Genomic DNA, 17,498 nt, shown 5'->3' on the forward strand with positions numbered 1-17,498 from the left:
CGCATGGCTGAGCCGATTTTACTGGGTAAATCATCGACGATTGAGGTGAATTTTTTACCGCAAATGGGTAATCGCCATGGCTTGATTACAGGTGCAACAGGCACGGGTAAAACCGTCAGTTTGCAAGCGTTGGCGCAGCACTTCGTGAATCTCGGCGTTCCTGTGTTTATGGCCGATGTCAAAGGCGACTTGGCGGGGATTTCACAAGTAGGTGGCGATAACGAGAAAGTCAAAGCCCGTTTAAAAGACTTGGGTCTGCCTGAGCTTGACTGGCAGGGCGCACCCACGACGCTCTGGGACGTCTTCGGCGAAAAAGGCCATCCCGTGCGTGCAACCATCAGCGACATGGGGCCTTTGCTGCTCTCGCGCATGCTGGATTTAAACGACACACAAACAGGCGTGCTCAACATGGTGTTTCGCATTGCCGATGACAACGGCATGTTATTGCTTGACCTAAAAGACTTACGCGCGATGTTGCAATACGTAGGTGAAAACGCCAAAACATTCACCACAGAGTACGGCAATGTCTCCGCCGCATCCATCGGCGCAGTGCAGCGTGGTTTGCTCGCGATTGAGGAGCAGGGTGCTGGAGCGTTTTTTGGCGAACCGATGCTCAACATCGCAGACATGATGCAAACTGTGGGTGGCAAAGGTGTAGTGAATATCCTCGCCGCGGACAAACTCATGAACTCTCCGCGTGTTTATGGCGCTTTCCTCCTGTGGATGTTGTCTGAGTTGTTTGAAAACTTACCCGAGGTCGGTGATGTGGATAAGCCGAAATTCGTCTTTTTCTTTGACGAAGCGCATTTGTTGTTTAATGACGCGCCGAAAGTATTACTCGAAAAAATCGAGCAAGTCGTGCGTCTGATTCGTTCTAAAGGTGTCGGTGTTTATTTTGTTACGCAAAACCCGATTGATATTCCTGATACGGTTTTAGGGCAACTTGGTAATCGTGTACAACACGCATTGCGCGCATTTACGCCGCGTGATCAAAAAGCAGTACAAGTCGCTGCGACGACGATGCGCGAAAATCCAGATTTGGACATTGGCGCTGCCATCACTGAGCTGGGCGTTGGCGAGGCGCTGGTTTCCACTTTGGACGAAAAAGGCCGCCCGAATGTCACGCAGCGCGTGTTTATGATTCCTCCAGAATCACGCCTTGGTCCAGCGACAGAGGCTGAGCGCGCAACATTGATCAAAAACTCCATTGTGGCTGGGGTCTATGACGAAGCGGTGGATTCAGAGTCCGCTTACGAGAAGCTGCAGGCGCGCACGCAAGCCGCCGAACTGGAAGAAGCCGAAGCGAAGAAGGCAGAGGAAGATGGCGGATTGCTGGGTTCGCTGGGTGGCTTGCTTGGTGGAGGAAGTACCAAACGTGCATCGCGCAACGATACCTTGCTCGAATCAGTGGCAAAAAGCACACTGCGCAGCATGGGTACGAATTTGGGGCGAACCATTGTCCGTGGCGTGCTGGGTAGCTTGTTTGGTGGTAAGCGATAGTCATCTTTATAAAGCATGATGCAGTTTATAAACAAACGCCACTTGACTGGATCAAATGGCGTTTTGTTTTTTGTGTCCCAAAAGAATCAAGCTTTTATGAGCTTCGTGATATTGATTTGTTAATAGCAAACAACTTTTTGTTTTGTTCACTAGCAGGTGTTCCTTGTGGTTCTATTTTGTGGTGGAACAGTCCACCTTGGCAGTGATTACACAAAGCATCAATTCGCCAAGGACCAATCGGGTGTGAGGACGTGATATTGTTAAACATCAAACCCATTTGTTCATAGCGTTTACTTTTTTCTCGATATTCTTGAACATTGATCTGTTTGTAAACGAACGCACTGCTGTACAGCATGAGCATACTTTTCGCCGCATCTTCACCTTTAACAAAGTGTAAAGCCATTCGGTCTGCTTCATACTCGAATGCACGTCCCCAAGCTTTAGCGAGTAAATTTATGCCGGGCAAAGAAAAAAGCAAACTCATACAGGTTGCCCAAAAGCCCGTATGTCCTAACTTTATGTGTCCTAATTCATGTGCCATGACAGTTCGAAAAGCTTGTTCATCTCCGCCAACTTCAAAAGCGTATAAAATCTCAGCGTGTATGCATGCAAATTTTCTATAGCCAGAAACACATGAAGCATAGGCGTTATAAACACCATTACCATTAGCTAAATAAAACTCAGGAATCGTTGTCATCCCCATGGTTCTAGCCATTTCCTCGAAAATAGCGTAGGCACGAGGGAACTGCTCCTTCGTGATTTGAATGCTGCGAACCTGAGTAGATAGGTAAGTCATATATTGCGCTATGTAACATAGAATCAAAAAACCAACAATGCCACAGAAAGCCATCATAATATTGGCTTTATCTATTAAAAAGGACAGAATAAAGCCATCGTCCTTATCGTTTGTCAAGATAGGCAATAGCTCGGTGATAGAGTTCTGCAGATCTCTATCGGCTACAAGCAATTGGTTGTTAAATAAAATAGTGATCTGATTGGGTTTTTGTTGCTTAATCAGCCACGCCTCTTCGGTAACTTTGCCTATTTGTGGCGATAGTTTTGTCATGATTAAAAAATTATCGACCACTTTCCAATGGATGTAACGTTCGGACAGTTCATTGTTATTATTGGTAGAACTGGCATTTCCATTCTCAGATAGGATGAGTGTTTGTTTACTGGAGTCATTCTTAATAGCCCACTGCCCATGGAGTAGATTGACTTTATCGGCTTCGGGCACCTGCGTGTTTTCATCAAACGAGGACAAATAAAGTTCTACGCTTAATCGTGGCAACTCCTCATTTAAAAAGGGCTTGGTGATAAATACTACGACAATTATACTTACCAAAACCGCGATAATAGCAGAGCAAATATTAAAAATCATTCGCCCCTTATGGTGGCGGCATGTACTAATTTCATCATTGGATAAAATTCTATGTGTCAATGTTTGTTCCTTTCAGTTGTAAAAATTGAGAAAAAAGTTACGTTTTCATCGGTCTTATTGGGATGGATGTGCTGTACAGTTGAACATACCTTTGGTCTTTTGAAATTGCGTTGCGGCATGGCTAAAGCTACCTTGGTTTAAAGCGTAACGCTATGCGCTTTGACTATAGGGCTTAGGTACTGTCTATGCTGACGGCATCTATATGGATGCGCAGCAATTTGCTTGTATTGGGTTTGCGTGAGTTTCATGCCAAGTTATTGGTAGTGTTAACTGGGCTAATAAAATTTAAAAAGCCAAGCGTTATCGCTCGGCTTTTTTAAAGTCAAAACACATCAACTCACGACAAATCAAAGCGATCAAGATTCATTACCTTGACCCAAGCCGCAACAAAGTCACGGATGAATTTACCTTGGTTGTCTGCTTGCGCGTAGACCTCGCTCAACGCACGCAGTTGTGAGTTAGAGCCGAATACCAAATCGACGCGAGTGGCTGTCCATTGCGTTGCCCCAGTTTGGCGATGGCGTGCTTCGAATACTTGCGCATCGGCAGACGTTGGCTGCCACACCACATTCATGTCCAATAAGTGAGTGAAAAAGTCGTTGGACAATTGTCCTACATGATGTGTCAAAACGCCATGTGGTGCATCAGCGGCAGTGACGCCCAAAACACGCAAACCACCAATCAAAACCGTCATTTCAGGAGCGCTGAGTGTGAGTAGCTGCGCTTTATCAATCAGCAGTTGCTCGGCAGGTACGCGGTAGGTGGCCTTTTGGTAATTGCGAAAACCATCTGCTTGTGGCTCCATCATTTCAAATGACTCGACATCAGTCTGCTCTGCCGTGGCATCCATGCGGCCAGCAGCGAATGGCACATCTACCGTGTGTCCTGCTAAGCTAGCCGCTTTTTCAATCGCGGCACTGCCTGCCAAAACGATTAAGTCGGCCAAGGAGACCTTTTTGCCACCTCCCGCATTCTGATTGAATGTGGTTTGGATGTTTTCTAATGTGCTCAAAACCTTGACCAATTGCTCTGGCTGGTTCGCAGCCCAGTCTTTTTGTGGGGCGAGGCGAATACGTGCGCCGTTTGCACCGCCACGTTTGTCGGAACCTCTGAATGTCGATGCCGATGCCCAAGCGGTTGATACCAACTCTTGAGTGCTTAAACCACTGCTTAAAATATCGGCTTTGAGTGCGGCGATGTCTTGTGCATCAATCAATGGATGATTGACCGTTGGAATCGGGTCTTGCCAAATCAAATCTTCTTTTGGCACTTCTTTACCCAAGTACAAAGATTTTGGCCCCATGTCGCGGTGGGTCAACTTAAACCAAGCGCGTGCGAATGCATCGGCGAACTCGGCTGGGTTTTGATGAAAGCGACGCGAAATTGGCTCATAAATCGGGTCAAAACGCAGCGACAAATCGGCGGTGGTCATCATCGGCGGGTGTTTTTTAGATGGGTCGTGTGCATCAGGAATCAGGTGTTCTGGTTTGCAGTCTTTGGCAACCCATTGATGCGCACCTGCTGGGCTTTTGGTCAGCGCCCACTCGTAGCCAAACAGCATGTCGAAGTAGCCGTTGTCCCATTGGGTGGGATTGGGTTTCCACGCGCCTTCAATACCGCTGGTGGTGGTGTGCACGCCTTTACCGCTGCCGAAGGCATTTATCCAGCCAAAGCCTTGCGCCTCTAACGGCGCGGCTTCAGGTTCTGGACCGACCAATGACGGGTCGCCTGCGCCGTGGGCTTTACCGAATGTGTGACCACCTGCGATGAGCGCGACTGTTTCTTCGTCATTCATTGCCATACGGGCAAATGTTTCACGGACATCTCGTCCTGAGGCGACGGGGTCAGGGTTACCATCAGGGCCTTCTGGATTGACGTAAATCAGGCCCATTTGCACGGCTGCCAGTGGGTTTTCAAGGTTACGCTCACCGCTGTAACGGCTGTGTGGTTTGTCGCTGGTGGCCAGCCATTCTTTTTCTGCCCCCCAGTACACATCTTCTTCAGGTTGCCAAATATCGGTGCGCCCACCTCCGAACCCGAACGTTTTGAAGCCCATGGATTCGAGGGCGACATTGCCAGCCAAAATCATGAGGTCTGCCCACGAGATGGCATTGCCATATTTTTGTTTGATTGGCCAGAGTAGGCGACGTGCTTTGTCTAAGTTGCCATTGTCAGGCCAGCTGTTGAGCGGGGCAAAACGCTGATTGCCAGTGCTTGCGCCGCCCCGACCATCTGCGGTGCGATATGTGCCTGCACTATGCCACGCCATGCGGATGAATAATCCGCCGTAGTGTCCCCAGTCTGCTGGCCACCAATCCTGCGAGTCGGTCATTAATGTGTGCAAATCTTTTTTGAGAGCGTCGTAGTCCAGCGCTAAAAAAGCCTGTTTGTAGTCAAAGTCGGCATCCATGGGATTAGAGGCTGGGGCATGTTGGTGCAGTATGTTGAGATTGAGCTGATTGGGCCACCAGTCTTTGTTCGACTGCGTGCCTTGGACAGCGCGTGCACCAGCAGTGGCATGGAAAGGGCATTTGCTTTCAGTATTCATGAAGTTCTCCTTGTGGTTGTGTTTTTAGGTGGTTTGGAACTGATTATAAGCGTGAATTAAAAAATAGTCTAAATGTATTAATTTATATCATTTATTGTTAAAATCTATCATTATGTTTTAAATATCTTTCAAGTGAAAATTCTTAAAAAAACAAATGGTTATCTGAATGTCTGGTTCTTTTCATATGGTCTTTACTGTACGCTCTTTGGCTTTTTGTGGTGTGTGATAGAATTCGGGCGGTGATTTTGCCATTGTCAGATTCAGGGGCTGTGCAGCCCCATCTTCGAAAAGGATGCCTCAGTGAAAAACCTCAACCCTCCTCGGTTGCCCCGAGCTGCCTTAAAACATCTGCTGGACAATAATCGCATGTGGTCTGAGCGGACGAGGGCCATCGACGAGCATTTTTTTGAATCCTTGGCGCAACAACAAGCGCCTGAATACATGTGGATTGGCTGCGCTGATTCGCGTGTGCCTGCAAATGAACTGATTGGCCTACAACCTGGTGAGGTGTTTGTCCATCGAAACGTGGCCAATTTGATTGTTCATAGCGACTTGAATTGTTTGGCGGCGATGCAGTTCGCTGTGGATATTTTGCAGGTCAAGCACATTATTGTGTGCGGTCATTATGGCTGCGGCGGTGTAAAAAGCGTGTTGGATAACCACCGTGTGGGTTTGGCTGATAATTGGCTTCGTCACATTCATGACACCAAAATCAAGTACGCCAATTTGCTCAGTCAAGTGCTTGAATCTGACTTAAAACACAATCGCTTGTGTGAGCTCAATGTATTGGAACAAGTGCTCAATGCCAGCCACAGCACGGTTGTGCAGGATGCGTGGGAACGTGGCCAATCCTTGACAATCCATAGCTGGGTTTACAATCTAAGAGACGGCTTGATCCGACCCATCGGCTTAGAGGTAAACAGCATTGATGAGCTGGTGGCACAGTACGAGCAGGTACTGGGGTTGATGAGCCATCAGACGTGATGCGCTTCGGGGTGGATAAAAGCAAAAAAGGCGATGATTATCGCCTTTTTTGTGTATTGAATTAACGCAACAAACCTTGATGCGTCAAATGGGTCGGTGTTCCTGTTGGTTCGACATGTTGACTCAAAATCGCGGCGGCGGCACCGAGCGCGGCAGCATTGTGGCCGAATTCGCACAGTTGGATGTTGGGTAAAATATGATTTCGGCCTGTGTGAGCTTTAAAGCTTTGGATGGTCGGGTCTATGAGGTGTTGACCAAATTGGCTCATTGGGCCGCCCAGTACGATGGTTTCTGGGTTGAGGATGTTGGCGACATTGCGCAGCACAATGCCTAAATAATGGCCGACGGCGTTTAAGCCTTGCTTGACCTTTTCATCATCTTTGGCGAGGCGACGTTGCAAGGCGTCAATCGAGAGCATTTGCCTATCACCTGTGACAGCATGGCTTAAAGCACGCTGCGAGACGAGTGTTTCAACACAGCCGTACTGACCACAAGCACAACGCAGGCCGTTCACAGGTTGCAATATTGAATGCCCGATTTCACCTGCCCAGCCGTTAAAGCCACGATACAAGCCTTTCTCTGTGATGATGCCTGCCCCCACACCAATCCCCAATGTCAAATGTACCAACGCGCTGCGTCGGTACTGGGTGTGACCGAACACGAATTCGGATAGTGCGGCGGCGTTGGCGTCATTGAGGATGGTGACAGGGATGGTGGGTAGGTTTTTGCTGACGAATCGCTCGCGCAATAGCTGAATCATCGAGACATCATGCCAATTCAGATTTGGTAGTGCAATGATTTTTTCGTCTAAGGCATTGACCAAGCCCGGAACAGCGATACCCAGCCCCAGAACCTCGTGGTTCATCGTATCCATGATGCGCCAAGCGTGCTCGAGTAGCTCAATCAATTGGTCAATGGACGCCTCCATGTTGCCATGCTGATAAGGTAGGGTGGCATTAAACAGCGTCTCGCCCGTGATAGAACAAGCCAAAACCGTGATGTAATCCACGCCTATTTCCGCACCGAGTAATGCCAGCACATGGCCATTTAGGGTTAAACCTGTGGGGCGACGGCCAGCGCCGTTGAGCGGGGTGGGGGTGTGATCTTCTTGTAACCAGTGTTCATCGAGCAGCTCTTGGACAATTTTGCCGATGGTGGATTTGTTCAGTCCTGTGCGTTTGGCCAAGTCGGCACGCGAGATGCCGGGCTGAGTTTTGACCAAGTTAATTACGGCCAAGCGATTGATTTGTTTGAGGTCGCTGTGATTGCTGGTGAAAGCCATGTGTGTTCCTGAGGTTCTACCAAAAGGTTTTGAGGCGGGTTAAATCGAATAGCGAGAGGGGCAAAATCTTGTGCGAATTGGTTGATGCATCAAAGCTTGCCTCAGATTCTATGATAATTTGTTGTTTAGGTGAATTTTTTATTTTGTATTTTGTGCAGTTTCTGACCTAATTTACTAATTATCTTGCTGGTGGCTCAGAAATTTTGCACTATAATCGCCACAGCTTAATTAGTGTTCTAAAAAAACCAATTATTTGATTTGGAGACAACCATGTATATAGGACTCGACTTTGGCACATCAGAGGTCAAAGCATTACTGATGAGTGCGGTTGGTGTGCCATTGGCCACATCTGGTTCACCATTGACGATTTCTCGCCCGCATCCCATGTGGTCAGAGCAGAACCCAGAAGACTGGTGGGCTGCGACGCTTGCGGCATTGGCTGGCTTGCGTGACCAAAAGCCTGAGGAATATGCGCAAACCAAAGCCATTGGTCTGTCTGGTCAGATGCACGGAGCCGTGCTGCTCGATGAGCACCAGCAAGTTTTGCGCCCTGCGATTTTGTGGAACGATGTGCGCAGTCATGCGGAGTGCATCGAGTTGACAGAAAAAGTCCCTAATTTATATGACGTTGCGGGCAATTTGGCCATGCCTGGCTTTACTGCACCCAAGCTGCTGTGGGTGGCAAAGCATGAGCCTGAGGTTTTTGCCGCAACACGCACCGTTTTGTTGCCCAAAGATTACATTCGCTTTCGACTCACAGGAGCGTTTGTCTCTGACATGTCCGATGCGGCGGGGACACTGTGGTTGGACGTGGCAAAACGTGATTGGTCGGATGAGCTGCTTGCCGCCACAGGACTGACCCGCGCCCATATGCCGCGACTGGTTGAGGGCAGTGCGGTGTCGGCCAATCTGTCCTCTGCGGTAGCTGCCCAACTTGGGTTGTCTGATGAGGTCAAAGTGGCGGGTGGTGGCGGTGATAACGCGGCCAGTGCTGTCGGCATTGGGGCGGTAGCTGCAGGTGATGGCTTTATTTCATTGGGCACATCGGGGGTGTTGTTTGTGGTGAATGATCAATATCGCCCAAACCCACAGGCGGCGGTTCATGCTTTTTGTCATGCCTTGCCTAATCGTTGGCATCAGATGAGTGTCATGCTGTCGGCAGCCAGTGGTTTACATTGGATTTGTCAGACAGTTGGGGTGAAAGAGGCTGACTTGTTGGCAGAAGTGGTTTTATTGGATGATGTCATGACTGCTCCGCTCTTTTTGCCCTATTTGTCAGGCGAACGCACGCCACATAATGACCCATACGCACAAGGTGTGTTTTTTGGATTGACCCATGAGACATCGCGAGCCCATTTGGCCTACGCGGTGATTGAAGGGGTGGCGTTTGGCCTGCTTGATGGCATGAATGCGTTGCGTGCAGCGGGTACACAGGTACATGACTTATCGCTGGTGGGCGGTGGCTCGCGCAGTGCTTACTGGGCGCAGTTGTTGGCCAATGCCTTGCAAGTGCGCATTCACACGCATGTTGGCTCGGAGGCAGGTGGTGCGCTTGGTGCCGCTCGATTGGGGGCGTTGGCCGATGGTTTGAGTGAGGTGGCTGTGTGCACCAAACCGCCGATTGCTCAGAGTTTTGAACCTGTGTTGGTTGAGGGTTTGGCGGCACGCTACGAAAAATTTAAGTTGCTGTATCAGACCGTCAAGCCTTTGTTTCAAAGTTGAGACAAAATGGAATAAGTCTGGTTTATAAAGTTTTACGAACCAATCTGTACTTTCTGAAAAAGCTGGTTCTGCTTATCTTTTTGATTTTGTTGAAAATTTTTTCAGGGTTTCCCTAGAAAAATTTCTAACTCTAAGCACGAAAAAAGTAGGTTTTTACTTTTTTCGTATTTCCTTGATTGATATTTTTCCCCTAAGAATATTGGATGGGGGTTTTACCTGTTTTTGTGAGGCTTTGCCGAGCAAGATGACTAACCGCCCAGTTTTGGGTACTTTTGGAGACAAGCATGAGTGACTATTTTAAAGACATCGCCCCCATTCAATTTGAGGGTTTAAACAGCGAAAATCCACTGGCATTTCGTTATTACAACGCAGACCAAGTTGTACTGGGCAAAACCATGAAAGAACATCTGCGTTTTGCAGCGTGCTACTGGCACACATTTTGCTGGAATGGCTTGGACCCGTTTGGTGGCGGTACATTTGAGCGGCCTTGGTTTGCGGGTGGTACGCCATTGCAACTGGCAGAGCAAAAAGCCGATGCGGCGTTTGATTTTTTTACCAAATTAACCGTGCCGTACTATTGCTTTCATGACCGCGATGTCGCACCAGAAGGCGCTGATCCGCGTGAGAGTCACCATAACTTCAAACACATGGTTGAAAAGCTCGCGGCGCATCAAGAGCGCACAGGGATGAAGTTGCTCTGGGGCACAGCGAATCTGTTCAGTCACCGCCGTTTCATGTCGGGCGCAGCGACCAATCCGAACCCTGAGTTATTTGCCATGGCTGCCGCACAAGTGCGCGACGCGATGGACGCGACGCATCAGCTCGGTGGTGAAAACTACGTGTTGTGGGGAGGCCGTGAAGGTTATGAGTCTTTGCTGAACACGAATATAGGACATGAGCTTGACCAAATGGGACGCTTTCTCAACATGGTGGTTGAGTACAAATACAAAATAGGTTTTAAAGGCGCGATTTTGATTGAACCGAAACCACGTGAGCCATCAAAACACCAATACGACTTTGACACAGCCACTGTTTATGGCTTATTGGCTCGTGCTGGTTTGGAGAAAGAAATCCAAGTGAACATCGAAGCGAACCATGCCACATTGTCAGGCCACAGCTTTGAACACGAAGTGGCGACAGCTTTGGCACTCGGCATTTTTGGTAGTTTGGATATGAATCGTGGTGATTATCAATTGGGTTGGGACACGGATCAGTTCCCGAACAACGTCCCTGAGCTTGCCTTGACGATGTACTACATCATGCAAGCGGGCGGCTTTAAGACGGGTGGTTGCAACTTTGATGCCAAAGTGCGTCGCCAGTCGATTGACGCGGCAGATTTATTCCACGGCCATGTGGGTGGTATGGATGTGTGCGCTCGTGCCTTACTCGCAGCGGAAAAAATGATCTCGGATAGCCGCATGGAGCAAGCCATTTCTGAACGCTATGCTGGCTGGGGTCAGACATGGGCGCAAGACATCATGGCGGGTAAAGTGGGCTTGGATGCGCTTGCAGATCAGGTTTTGGCAAACAACACGGATGTGCTGCCTGTGTCTGGCCGACAAGAGTATCTTGAGAATCTCGTGAATCGCTTTGTGTGAGCATCATTAGGCTGGCGAGTCGTTTAGTGTGGTAATTTGTCAGCTTGCTGTAGGTTGTTTGCTAGTTGGTTTTGAGTGCAGAAAAAACCAACCAGCAAATTTGTTTTTTTAAACAATTAATATTGACAAGCAAGTCATTTTTATTGCTTAATACGCAAAGCGTTTTTAATACACAAAAACGTTCATTTAAAACCCAGGAGACGAACATGAAAAAAAGTATTTTATTGATGGCGGTGATAGCGGCAGCTGTTGGTTTGGCTGCGTGCAATAAGCCTGCTGAAGAGCCAAAAGACGCGCAAAAAGCCGATGCAGGCAAACCAGCCGCGTCAGCAGGTGGTTTGATTGGTATTGCCATTCCAGAAACCCACGTAGAACGCTGGCCTGGTGATGCGGCGTTTATGAAGAAAGAACTTGAAGCCAAAGGCTACAAAGTTGAAGTCGCTTCAGCTGATGGTGATCAATCAAAGCAAAACAAACAAATCGAAGACTTCATCACCAAAGGTGCCAAAGTCATCATAGTTGGTTCAGTTTCAGAAGCTGCTGCCCAAGCAGTTGAGTCTGCCAAAAAAGCAGGCATTCAAGTCATTGCTTATGACCGTTTGATTACGGGTACAGACGCTTATGATTACTATGTGACCTTTGATAACTACAAAGTCGGTACCATCCAAGGTGAAGCGATCAAAGCTGCATTAGATTTGGACAAAGCCAAAGGCAAAAATATCACTTTGTTCTCTGGTGCTGCCACTGACAACAACGCTCGTTTCTTCTACGACGGTGCTTGGGATGTCCTCAAGCCATACGTTGCCAGCGGTGCGCTCAAAGCTTGCGGCCCTGCACCTGACGGTTCAAAAGATGCTGCATGGCCAAAAACCACTACTGAAGGCTGGGTTGCTGAGAAGGCCAAAGCCCGCATGGAAACATTGTTGACAGGCGATTGTAAAGCGGTTCAGTTGGACGCGGTATTGTCACCGAATGACACATTGGCTCGTGCCATCATTGGCGCGTTAGAGCAAGATGGCAAATACAAAACATTGCCGTTTGTTACTGGTCAAGACGGTGAGTTGCTCTCTGTTAAGTGGATTATCGAAGGCAAGCAAGGCATGACTGTGTTTAAAGACACGCGCAACCTCGCTAAAGCCGCTGCAGAAGTCGCTGACTCACTGGTCAAAGGTGGCAAACCAGCTTTGTCTGGCAAACACAAAGAAGACACCACTACTTACAATACAGGTAAAAAAGTCGTGACTTCGTACTTGCTCGAACCAGTTGGTGTGAACAAAGCCAATGCCACCAAAGAAATGGTGGAAAGCGGTTTCTACACAGCTGACCAAGTAGCAAAAGGCACTAAGTAAGTTGTTGTGAGCCGCATTGATTGATACGGCTCAAATGTTTTGTCGTGCCCGTCGTGCTTTGCTGGATTGAACGTCATTCACAACACAAAGTGCGACGGTTGATGCTCACAGATGTGTTGAGCGAGATCGCTGAGATGCGGTTTATCGGGTTTGCCGACAGGCTCGATAAACCGCATCTCTACGAAAAATTATAAAAAACAAACAGTTGTGGCAAAGTGCACCACAGCTGATATGAGACAAAAGGTTTGAGATGGATACCATTTTAGACATCAAAGGTTTGCGAAAAACATTCGGCTCTGTGGTGGCACTCGATAAAGTCGATGTGCATGTCACCAGAGCGAACATTCATTTCATCGTTGGCGAAAACGGCGCAGGCAAATCAACCATGATGAAGGTCATCAGCGGTGTGTATCCTCACGGTAGCTACGAGGGTCAAGTTTTTTATAATGGCCAAGAATGCAAATTCCAAAATATTCGTGAAAGTGAAAAAGCAGGTATTGTCATCATTCACCAAGAGTTGGCGTTATCGCCCTATCTCTCCATCTATGAGAATTTATTTTTGGGTAATGAGCGCAAAAAAGGCTGGCTGATTGACTGGGATCAGACGTATATTGACGCGCGTGAGGTCTTGGCCAAAGTCGGTATCACCGAAGACTTGGCCACACCTGTCAACAAGTTGTCCGTGGCGAAGCAGCAATTGATTGAAATCGCAAAAGCCCTCTCGAAAAATGCCAAAGTACTCATTCTTGATGAGCCAACCTCATCATTGAATGAAGAAGACAGTGCGAATTTGCTTGAGTTATTGAAAAACCTCAAGAAAGAAGGCGTGACCATCATCATGATTTCGCACAAACTCAACGAAGTCATGTCAATTGCCGATGAAATCACCATCATTCGAGACGGTGAAACCATTGAGTACATCAACTTGCATGAGAAGCAGATCGATGTGAACTACATCGTCAAGGGGATGGTTGGTCGCGAGTTGACGTCTATGTATCCGAGCCGCACGCCGAACATTGGCCAGACCATGCTCAAACTATCTAATTACACGGTCAAGCACCCGATTTTCGCTGACAGAACCATCATTAATAATGCGCAGATGGAAGTTAAGGCGGGTGAAATTGTCGGTTTGGCAGGGCTGGTTGGTTCTGGTCGTACTGAATTGATGCTGTCGATTTTTGGTCGCTCACTCAGTCCTGATGTGGTGGGAGATGTCGAGTTTGATGGCAAAAAAGTGGATTTTAGAAGTGCCAAAGAAGCCATTGCCAATGGCATGATTTATGTATCAGAAGATCGCAAAGATTTGGGCTTGGTCTTGATTCAAACGATCAAAAACAATGCGTCTTACTCGTCGTTACCTTTATTGTCTAATAAGTTTGGTGTGGTGGATGATGCAGAGGAGTTTCGTCAAGCCGATGCCATGCGTGTCGCCATGCGCATCAAAACGCCACACCTTGACCAAATTGTCGGTAACTTAAGCGGTGGTAATCAGCAAAAAGTCGTTTTGGCTCGTTGCTTGATGGCTAAACCGAAATTATTGATTATCGACGAGCCAACACGCGGCATTGACGTGGGTGCGAAGAACGAAATCTACAAAATCATGAATGACTTCGTCGCGCAGGGCAATGCCATTATTATGATATCGAGCGAGCTGCCTGAGGTGTTGGGTATGACGGACCGTGTGTACGTCATGGACAAAGGCCGCATCAAGGGCGAAATGGCGACCAAAGACGCGAGTCAAGAAGCCATCATGAAACTGGCTGTGGCGTAATAAGAAGTGTTTGGTATGCCTTATCTTTTTATTAAGCAAGAAAAAACGTAAAAGAAACCTGTCTGGAGACAATCATGCTACAAATTCTCAAACAAAATCAAAAGCATTTCTCGATGTATGCTGTGTTGATTTTAATCTTTGCTGTGTTCGGGTTTTTGACCGATTTTGTGAACTTCATGCCGCGTAATATCACCAATCTGGTGATTCAAAACAGTTATATCTTGATTCTCGCAATTGGTATGGTGATGGTCATCATTATTGGGAAAATTGACTTATCGGTTGGCTCGGTGGTTGCTCTGACAGGGGCGATTGCCGCATGGGCCTATAACTTGGCTGGTGGCAGTTTGATTGTGGCCTTGCTGGTGTCTTTGTTTGCGGGTGCGCTGATTGGAGCTTTTCAGGGGTACTGGATTGCTTATCTTAAAGTGCCCGCCTTTATTGTGACATTGGCAGGGATGCTGGGCTGGCGCGGTGCAACGTATTTGTTCACAGATTTGCAACCGATTGGTTTGACCAATGACAGTTTCAAAGTCATTACCACAGGGTTTGTTGAACCTGGTTTTATCGATGCAAAATTATTGGCGTTGCTTGTCGGTATTGCGGTTGTGGTGCTGATGGTGTTGTTTGATTTACGTCGTCGTCAAAAACGCACCAAGCTCGGCTTTGATATTTTGCCTATGCCATTGTTTGCTTTAAAGAATTTGTTCATCAGTGCAGTCATCATGTGGGTGTTTTACAAGTTCTCGATGGACCGTGGCGTGCCCATCATCATTGTGATTATTGGTGCATTGGTGGTGTTTTTGACTTATGTCATGAACAACACGGTGTTTGGTCGCAACATTTATGCGATTGGTGGCAATGCCAAAGCTGCGAAACTCTCAGGCATCAATGCCGAACGGACTGAGTTGTACGTATTCACCATCATGGGCGTTTTGGCGGCATTCGCTGGCGTGATTTTTACTGCTTATATGAATCAAGCCACACCTGCTGCGGGTAACATGTTTGAGTTGGATGCCATTTCTGCGGTGTTCGTTGGTGGTGCCAGTGCGACGGGTGGTGTGGGGACAATTATTGGCTCCATCATTGGCGGTCTTGTCATGGGCGTGATTAATAATGGTATGTCATTGATGAACCTTGGCCCTGAGTTTCAATATGTGGTCAAAGGCCTCGTTTTGCTGGTCGCGGTTTGGTATGATTTGTACAACAATAAGAAGTCGTCCTAACAAACTACGATTGCCCACAAGTGTTTTCATATTTTGGGCATGTGTTTTTCTCTGTTTCATGTTTAGGCCTTCATCGATGTGATGAAGGCTTTTTTATAGGATTTTTCTCTATGGCTATCGCACAAAAAACCGTTGAGATAGGTGCTTATCAGGTGGCACACTTGACCTTGACCAATCAGCAAGGTATGGTGGTTGAGCTCATGAATTGGGGTGCAACTTTGGTCGATATTTCTACGCCTGATCGTGATGGTTCTGTGCAAAGTGTCACGCTCGCTCATCGCGATTGGGACGCTTATGAAGCGAATGCCCCATTTTTTGGTAGCACGATTGGTCGCGTCGCTGGTCGCATACCTTATGGCCGTTTTCGATTGGCAGGACAGGCGTATCAGTTGCCCACGCAGGCAGCATTTGGCAATCATCATTTACATGGTGGTTCAGGTGCGATGTGGCAGCAGTTATGGCAAGTAGAGTCGGTCCATGAGGTTGAGAATGCTGTCACATTTTTTTATCGTAGTTTGGCAGGGGAAAATGATTACCCAAGCCAGCTTGATCTTCGCGTGACGTATAGCCTTACTGAAAATAGCGAACTAACCATACGCTATGAAAGCAGCAATACCGAAGCCACATTGTGTAATCCCACAAACCATGCTTACTTTAACCTGTCAGGTAATGCATCGCGTACAGTCCATGAGCATCAGTTGCAAGTGGCTGCAGATGAGGTGTGTGAAATGAGCGAAGCGCTCTTGGTGACGGGAGGTGTCTGGTCTGTGTCTGGCACGGATTTTGATTTTAGAGATTTGAAGCCTTTGCGTTTGGCTCTGGATTCGCAAGACCCACGGTTGCGATTGGCCGCTGGGATTGATCATTATTTTGTGTTAAAGGATACGGCGTCTGCTGAGCCTTCAGTAGTGCTTTATGATGCGGTCAGTGGCCGCCGTTTGCGCGTCTGGACGGACAGGCCTTGCGTTGTACTTTATGCACATAATTATTCGGCAGGAGAACTGTTGCGTCACGGTGCAGTGGGGGTGACGCATGATGCGCTGTGCATTGAGACGCAACTGTTGCCTCATATTGTTGGCTCGAATGGTGATCATCCTGCTGCTCAGTACCCAACCACTTCTGCAGTGACAGTTACGGTTTTTGCATTTGATGCGTTATAAGTTGGAAGGTATAAAAAAGCCGCCATACAATGAATATGGCGGCTTTTTAGTTGGTTGCTGGCTTCAAGGTTGGCTGTTTTTTTGCAAGAGCGCATTAAACTCATTTGCTGGCAAGGCGCCTGGTGCACGTTTGCCGTTTTGGAAGAAAATAGTCGGTGTGCCGCTGATGCCAAGTTTCATGGCCAGTGCTCTGTTTTTTTCTAAACGCTCAGTGCTGTCACAGCCTGCTTTGGGTGTCGGGGTTTTGTTGTGTAACATCCATTCATCCCATGCGTGAGCTGGGTCTGCTGTACACAGGAGTGCGCGTGCTTTCTCGGTCGAGTTTGAGCCGAGAATATCAATAGCAAAGGTGTGTATGGTGATGTTGTCAACGTTCTCCAATGTTTTGCGAAACACCTTGCAGTAACCGCAGTTGGGGTCTTCAAAAATCGCGATGTGTCGAGAACCACTGCCCTTAACCAGTGTGAATGCTTGTTTGAGTGGTAATGATTTAAAGTCAATCGTGGCCAGCTCGTCTGCTCGTGCGCTGGTTAAGTTGCGCATGTCTGTGCTGTCAATGATTTGGCCAATCATGATGAATTCGGTGGCTGCGTTGGTGTAGACGATTTCATTGGTGTCCAAAACGATTTCGTACAGATCACCAAATGGCATTTTGGTAACTTGTTTGACTTGGCTTTTTTCAAATTTAAGCTCGAATGTTTTTTTTATTGAAGCCTCAGCACCGTTGGTGTTCGGTGATTGTATGGCTGAAATGCTTACGACTTCTGACTTCGCCTGTGCGTTGATGGATAGACCTGTCGCTAAACCCAGTGCAACAATGGCTGCGCCAGTAAGTGATTTGAACCAAGTGGTTTTTGCCATAGAGCTCTCTGTATGTACGGTGTGTGTGGGAGGTGTAGAAAACATGCGGTATTATAACC

At 47.7% G+C, this 17,498-nt stretch carries 12 protein-coding genes; 8 read left to right on the forward strand and 4 right to left on the reverse strand.

What is annotated here, in order from left to right:
* Positions 1 to 3 precede the first annotated feature (3 nt).
* Positions 4 to 1,500 (forward strand): helicase HerA-like C-terminal domain-containing protein, encoded by a 1,497-nt coding sequence (locus IE082_RS04630; RefSeq protein WP_189492276.1) that lies wholly within the window; start codon positions 4 to 6, stop codon positions 1,498 to 1,500.
* 94 nt (positions 1,501 to 1,594) lie between these two features.
* Here the strand turns inward: IE082_RS04630 and IE082_RS04635 are convergent, their stop codons facing one another.
* Complete coding sequence (locus IE082_RS04635) at positions 1,595 to 2,881, reverse strand: M48 family metallopeptidase (protein ID WP_189492279.1); 1,287 nt, start codon at positions 2,879 to 2,881, stop codon at positions 1,595 to 1,597.
* Positions 2,882 to 3,278: 397 nt separating this feature from the next.
* A complete protein-coding gene (katG, locus tag IE082_RS04640) occupies positions 3,279 to 5,489 on the reverse strand; it encodes a catalase/peroxidase HPI (protein ID WP_189492282.1) in 2,211 nt (736 codons plus the stop codon).
* A gap of 300 nt (positions 5,490 to 5,789) precedes the next feature.
* On the opposite strand from katG, the gene can reads away from it, so the two are divergent.
* A complete protein-coding gene (can, locus tag IE082_RS04645) occupies positions 5,790 to 6,473 on the forward strand; it encodes a carbonate dehydratase (protein ID WP_229809722.1) in 684 nt (227 codons plus the stop codon).
* Between the two features lie 61 nt (positions 6,474 to 6,534).
* On the opposite strand, the gene IE082_RS04650 is transcribed toward can, so the two are convergent.
* The gene (locus IE082_RS04650) at positions 6,535 to 7,755 is read right to left on the reverse strand and encodes an ROK family transcriptional regulator (RefSeq protein WP_189492285.1); all 1,221 of its coding nucleotides are present in this window, start codon (positions 7,753 to 7,755) and stop codon (positions 6,535 to 6,537) included.
* A 270-nt stretch (positions 7,756 to 8,025) separates the two neighbouring features.
* Here IE082_RS04650 and xylB point away from each other — a divergent pair, with 270 nt between their 5' ends.
* From xylB to IE082_RS04680, 6 genes are all read left to right on the forward strand, one after another.
* The gene (xylB, locus tag IE082_RS04655; protein ID WP_189492288.1) at positions 8,026 to 9,477 is read left to right on the forward strand and encodes a xylulokinase; all 1,452 of its coding nucleotides are present in this window, start codon (positions 8,026 to 8,028) and stop codon (positions 9,475 to 9,477) included.
* Positions 9,478 to 9,761: 284 nt separating this feature from the next.
* Positions 9,762 to 11,075, forward strand: coding sequence for a xylose isomerase (xylA, locus tag IE082_RS04660; RefSeq protein WP_189492291.1), 1,314 nt, complete (start codon positions 9,762 to 9,764; stop codon positions 11,073 to 11,075).
* Positions 11,076 to 11,281: 206 nt separating this feature from the next.
* Positions 11,282 to 12,424 carry a substrate-binding domain-containing protein gene (locus IE082_RS04665; RefSeq protein ID WP_189492294.1) on the forward strand — a complete coding sequence of 381 codons (1,143 nt, stop codon included), beginning with the start codon at positions 11,282 to 11,284 and terminating at the stop codon, positions 12,422 to 12,424.
* 250 nt (positions 12,425 to 12,674) lie between these two features.
* Positions 12,675 to 14,195, forward strand: a complete 1,521-nt coding sequence (locus tag IE082_RS04670) for an ATP-binding cassette domain-containing protein (protein ID WP_189492298.1) — start codon at positions 12,675 to 12,677, stop codon at positions 14,193 to 14,195.
* 74 nt (positions 14,196 to 14,269) lie between these two features.
* Positions 14,270 to 15,418 (forward strand): multiple monosaccharide ABC transporter permease, encoded by a 1,149-nt coding sequence (gene mmsB / locus IE082_RS04675; RefSeq protein WP_229809723.1) that lies wholly within the window; start codon positions 14,270 to 14,272, stop codon positions 15,416 to 15,418.
* A gap of 110 nt (positions 15,419 to 15,528) precedes the next feature.
* Positions 15,529 to 16,578, forward strand: coding sequence for an aldose epimerase family protein (locus IE082_RS04680; protein ID WP_189492300.1), 1,050 nt, complete (start codon positions 15,529 to 15,531; stop codon positions 16,576 to 16,578).
* A gap of 63 nt (positions 16,579 to 16,641) precedes the next feature.
* Here the strand turns inward: IE082_RS04680 and IE082_RS04685 are convergent, their stop codons facing one another.
* Complete coding sequence (locus tag IE082_RS04685) at positions 16,642 to 17,439, reverse strand: DsbC family protein (protein WP_189492303.1); 798 nt, start codon at positions 17,437 to 17,439, stop codon at positions 16,642 to 16,644.
* Between the last annotated feature and the right edge of the window lie 59 nt (positions 17,440 to 17,498).

It is taken from the genome of Formosimonas limnophila, assembly GCF_014652675.1.
In the GTDB taxonomy this organism is placed as follows: domain Bacteria; phylum Pseudomonadota; class Gammaproteobacteria; order Burkholderiales; family Burkholderiaceae; genus Hydromonas; species Hydromonas limnophila.

Bases quoted from the DNA above. Each gene is read 5' to 3' on its own strand.
- IE082_RS04630 (WP_189492276.1), top strand. From the start codon at position 4: ATGGCTGAGCCGATTTTACTGGGTAAATCATCGACGATTGAGGTGAAT.
- IE082_RS04635 (WP_189492279.1), bottom strand. From the start codon at position 2,881: ATGATTTTTAATATTTGCTCTGCTATTATCGCGGTTTTGGTAAGTATA.
- katG (WP_189492282.1), bottom strand. From the start codon at position 5,489: ATGAATACTGAAAGCAAATGCCCTTTCCATGCCACTGCTGGTGCACGC.
- IE082_RS04650 (WP_189492285.1), bottom strand. From the start codon at position 7,755: ATGGCTTTCACCAGCAATCACAGCGACCTCAAACAAATCAATCGCTTG.
- xylB (WP_189492288.1), top strand. From the start codon at position 8,026: ATGTATATAGGACTCGACTTTGGCACATCAGAGGTCAAAGCATTACTG.
- xylA (WP_189492291.1), top strand. From the start codon at position 9,762: ATGAGTGACTATTTTAAAGACATCGCCCCCATTCAATTTGAGGGTTTA.
- IE082_RS04665 (WP_189492294.1), top strand. From the start codon at position 11,282: ATGAAAAAAAGTATTTTATTGATGGCGGTGATAGCGGCAGCTGTTGGT.
- IE082_RS04670 (WP_189492298.1), top strand. From the start codon at position 12,675: ATGGATACCATTTTAGACATCAAAGGTTTGCGAAAAACATTCGGCTCT.
- mmsB (WP_229809723.1), top strand. From the start codon at position 14,270: ATGCTACAAATTCTCAAACAAAATCAAAAGCATTTCTCGATGTATGCT.
- IE082_RS04680 (WP_189492300.1), top strand. From the start codon at position 15,529: ATGGCTATCGCACAAAAAACCGTTGAGATAGGTGCTTATCAGGTGGCA.
- IE082_RS04685 (WP_189492303.1), bottom strand. From the start codon at position 17,439: ATGGCAAAAACCACTTGGTTCAAATCACTTACTGGCGCAGCCATTGTT.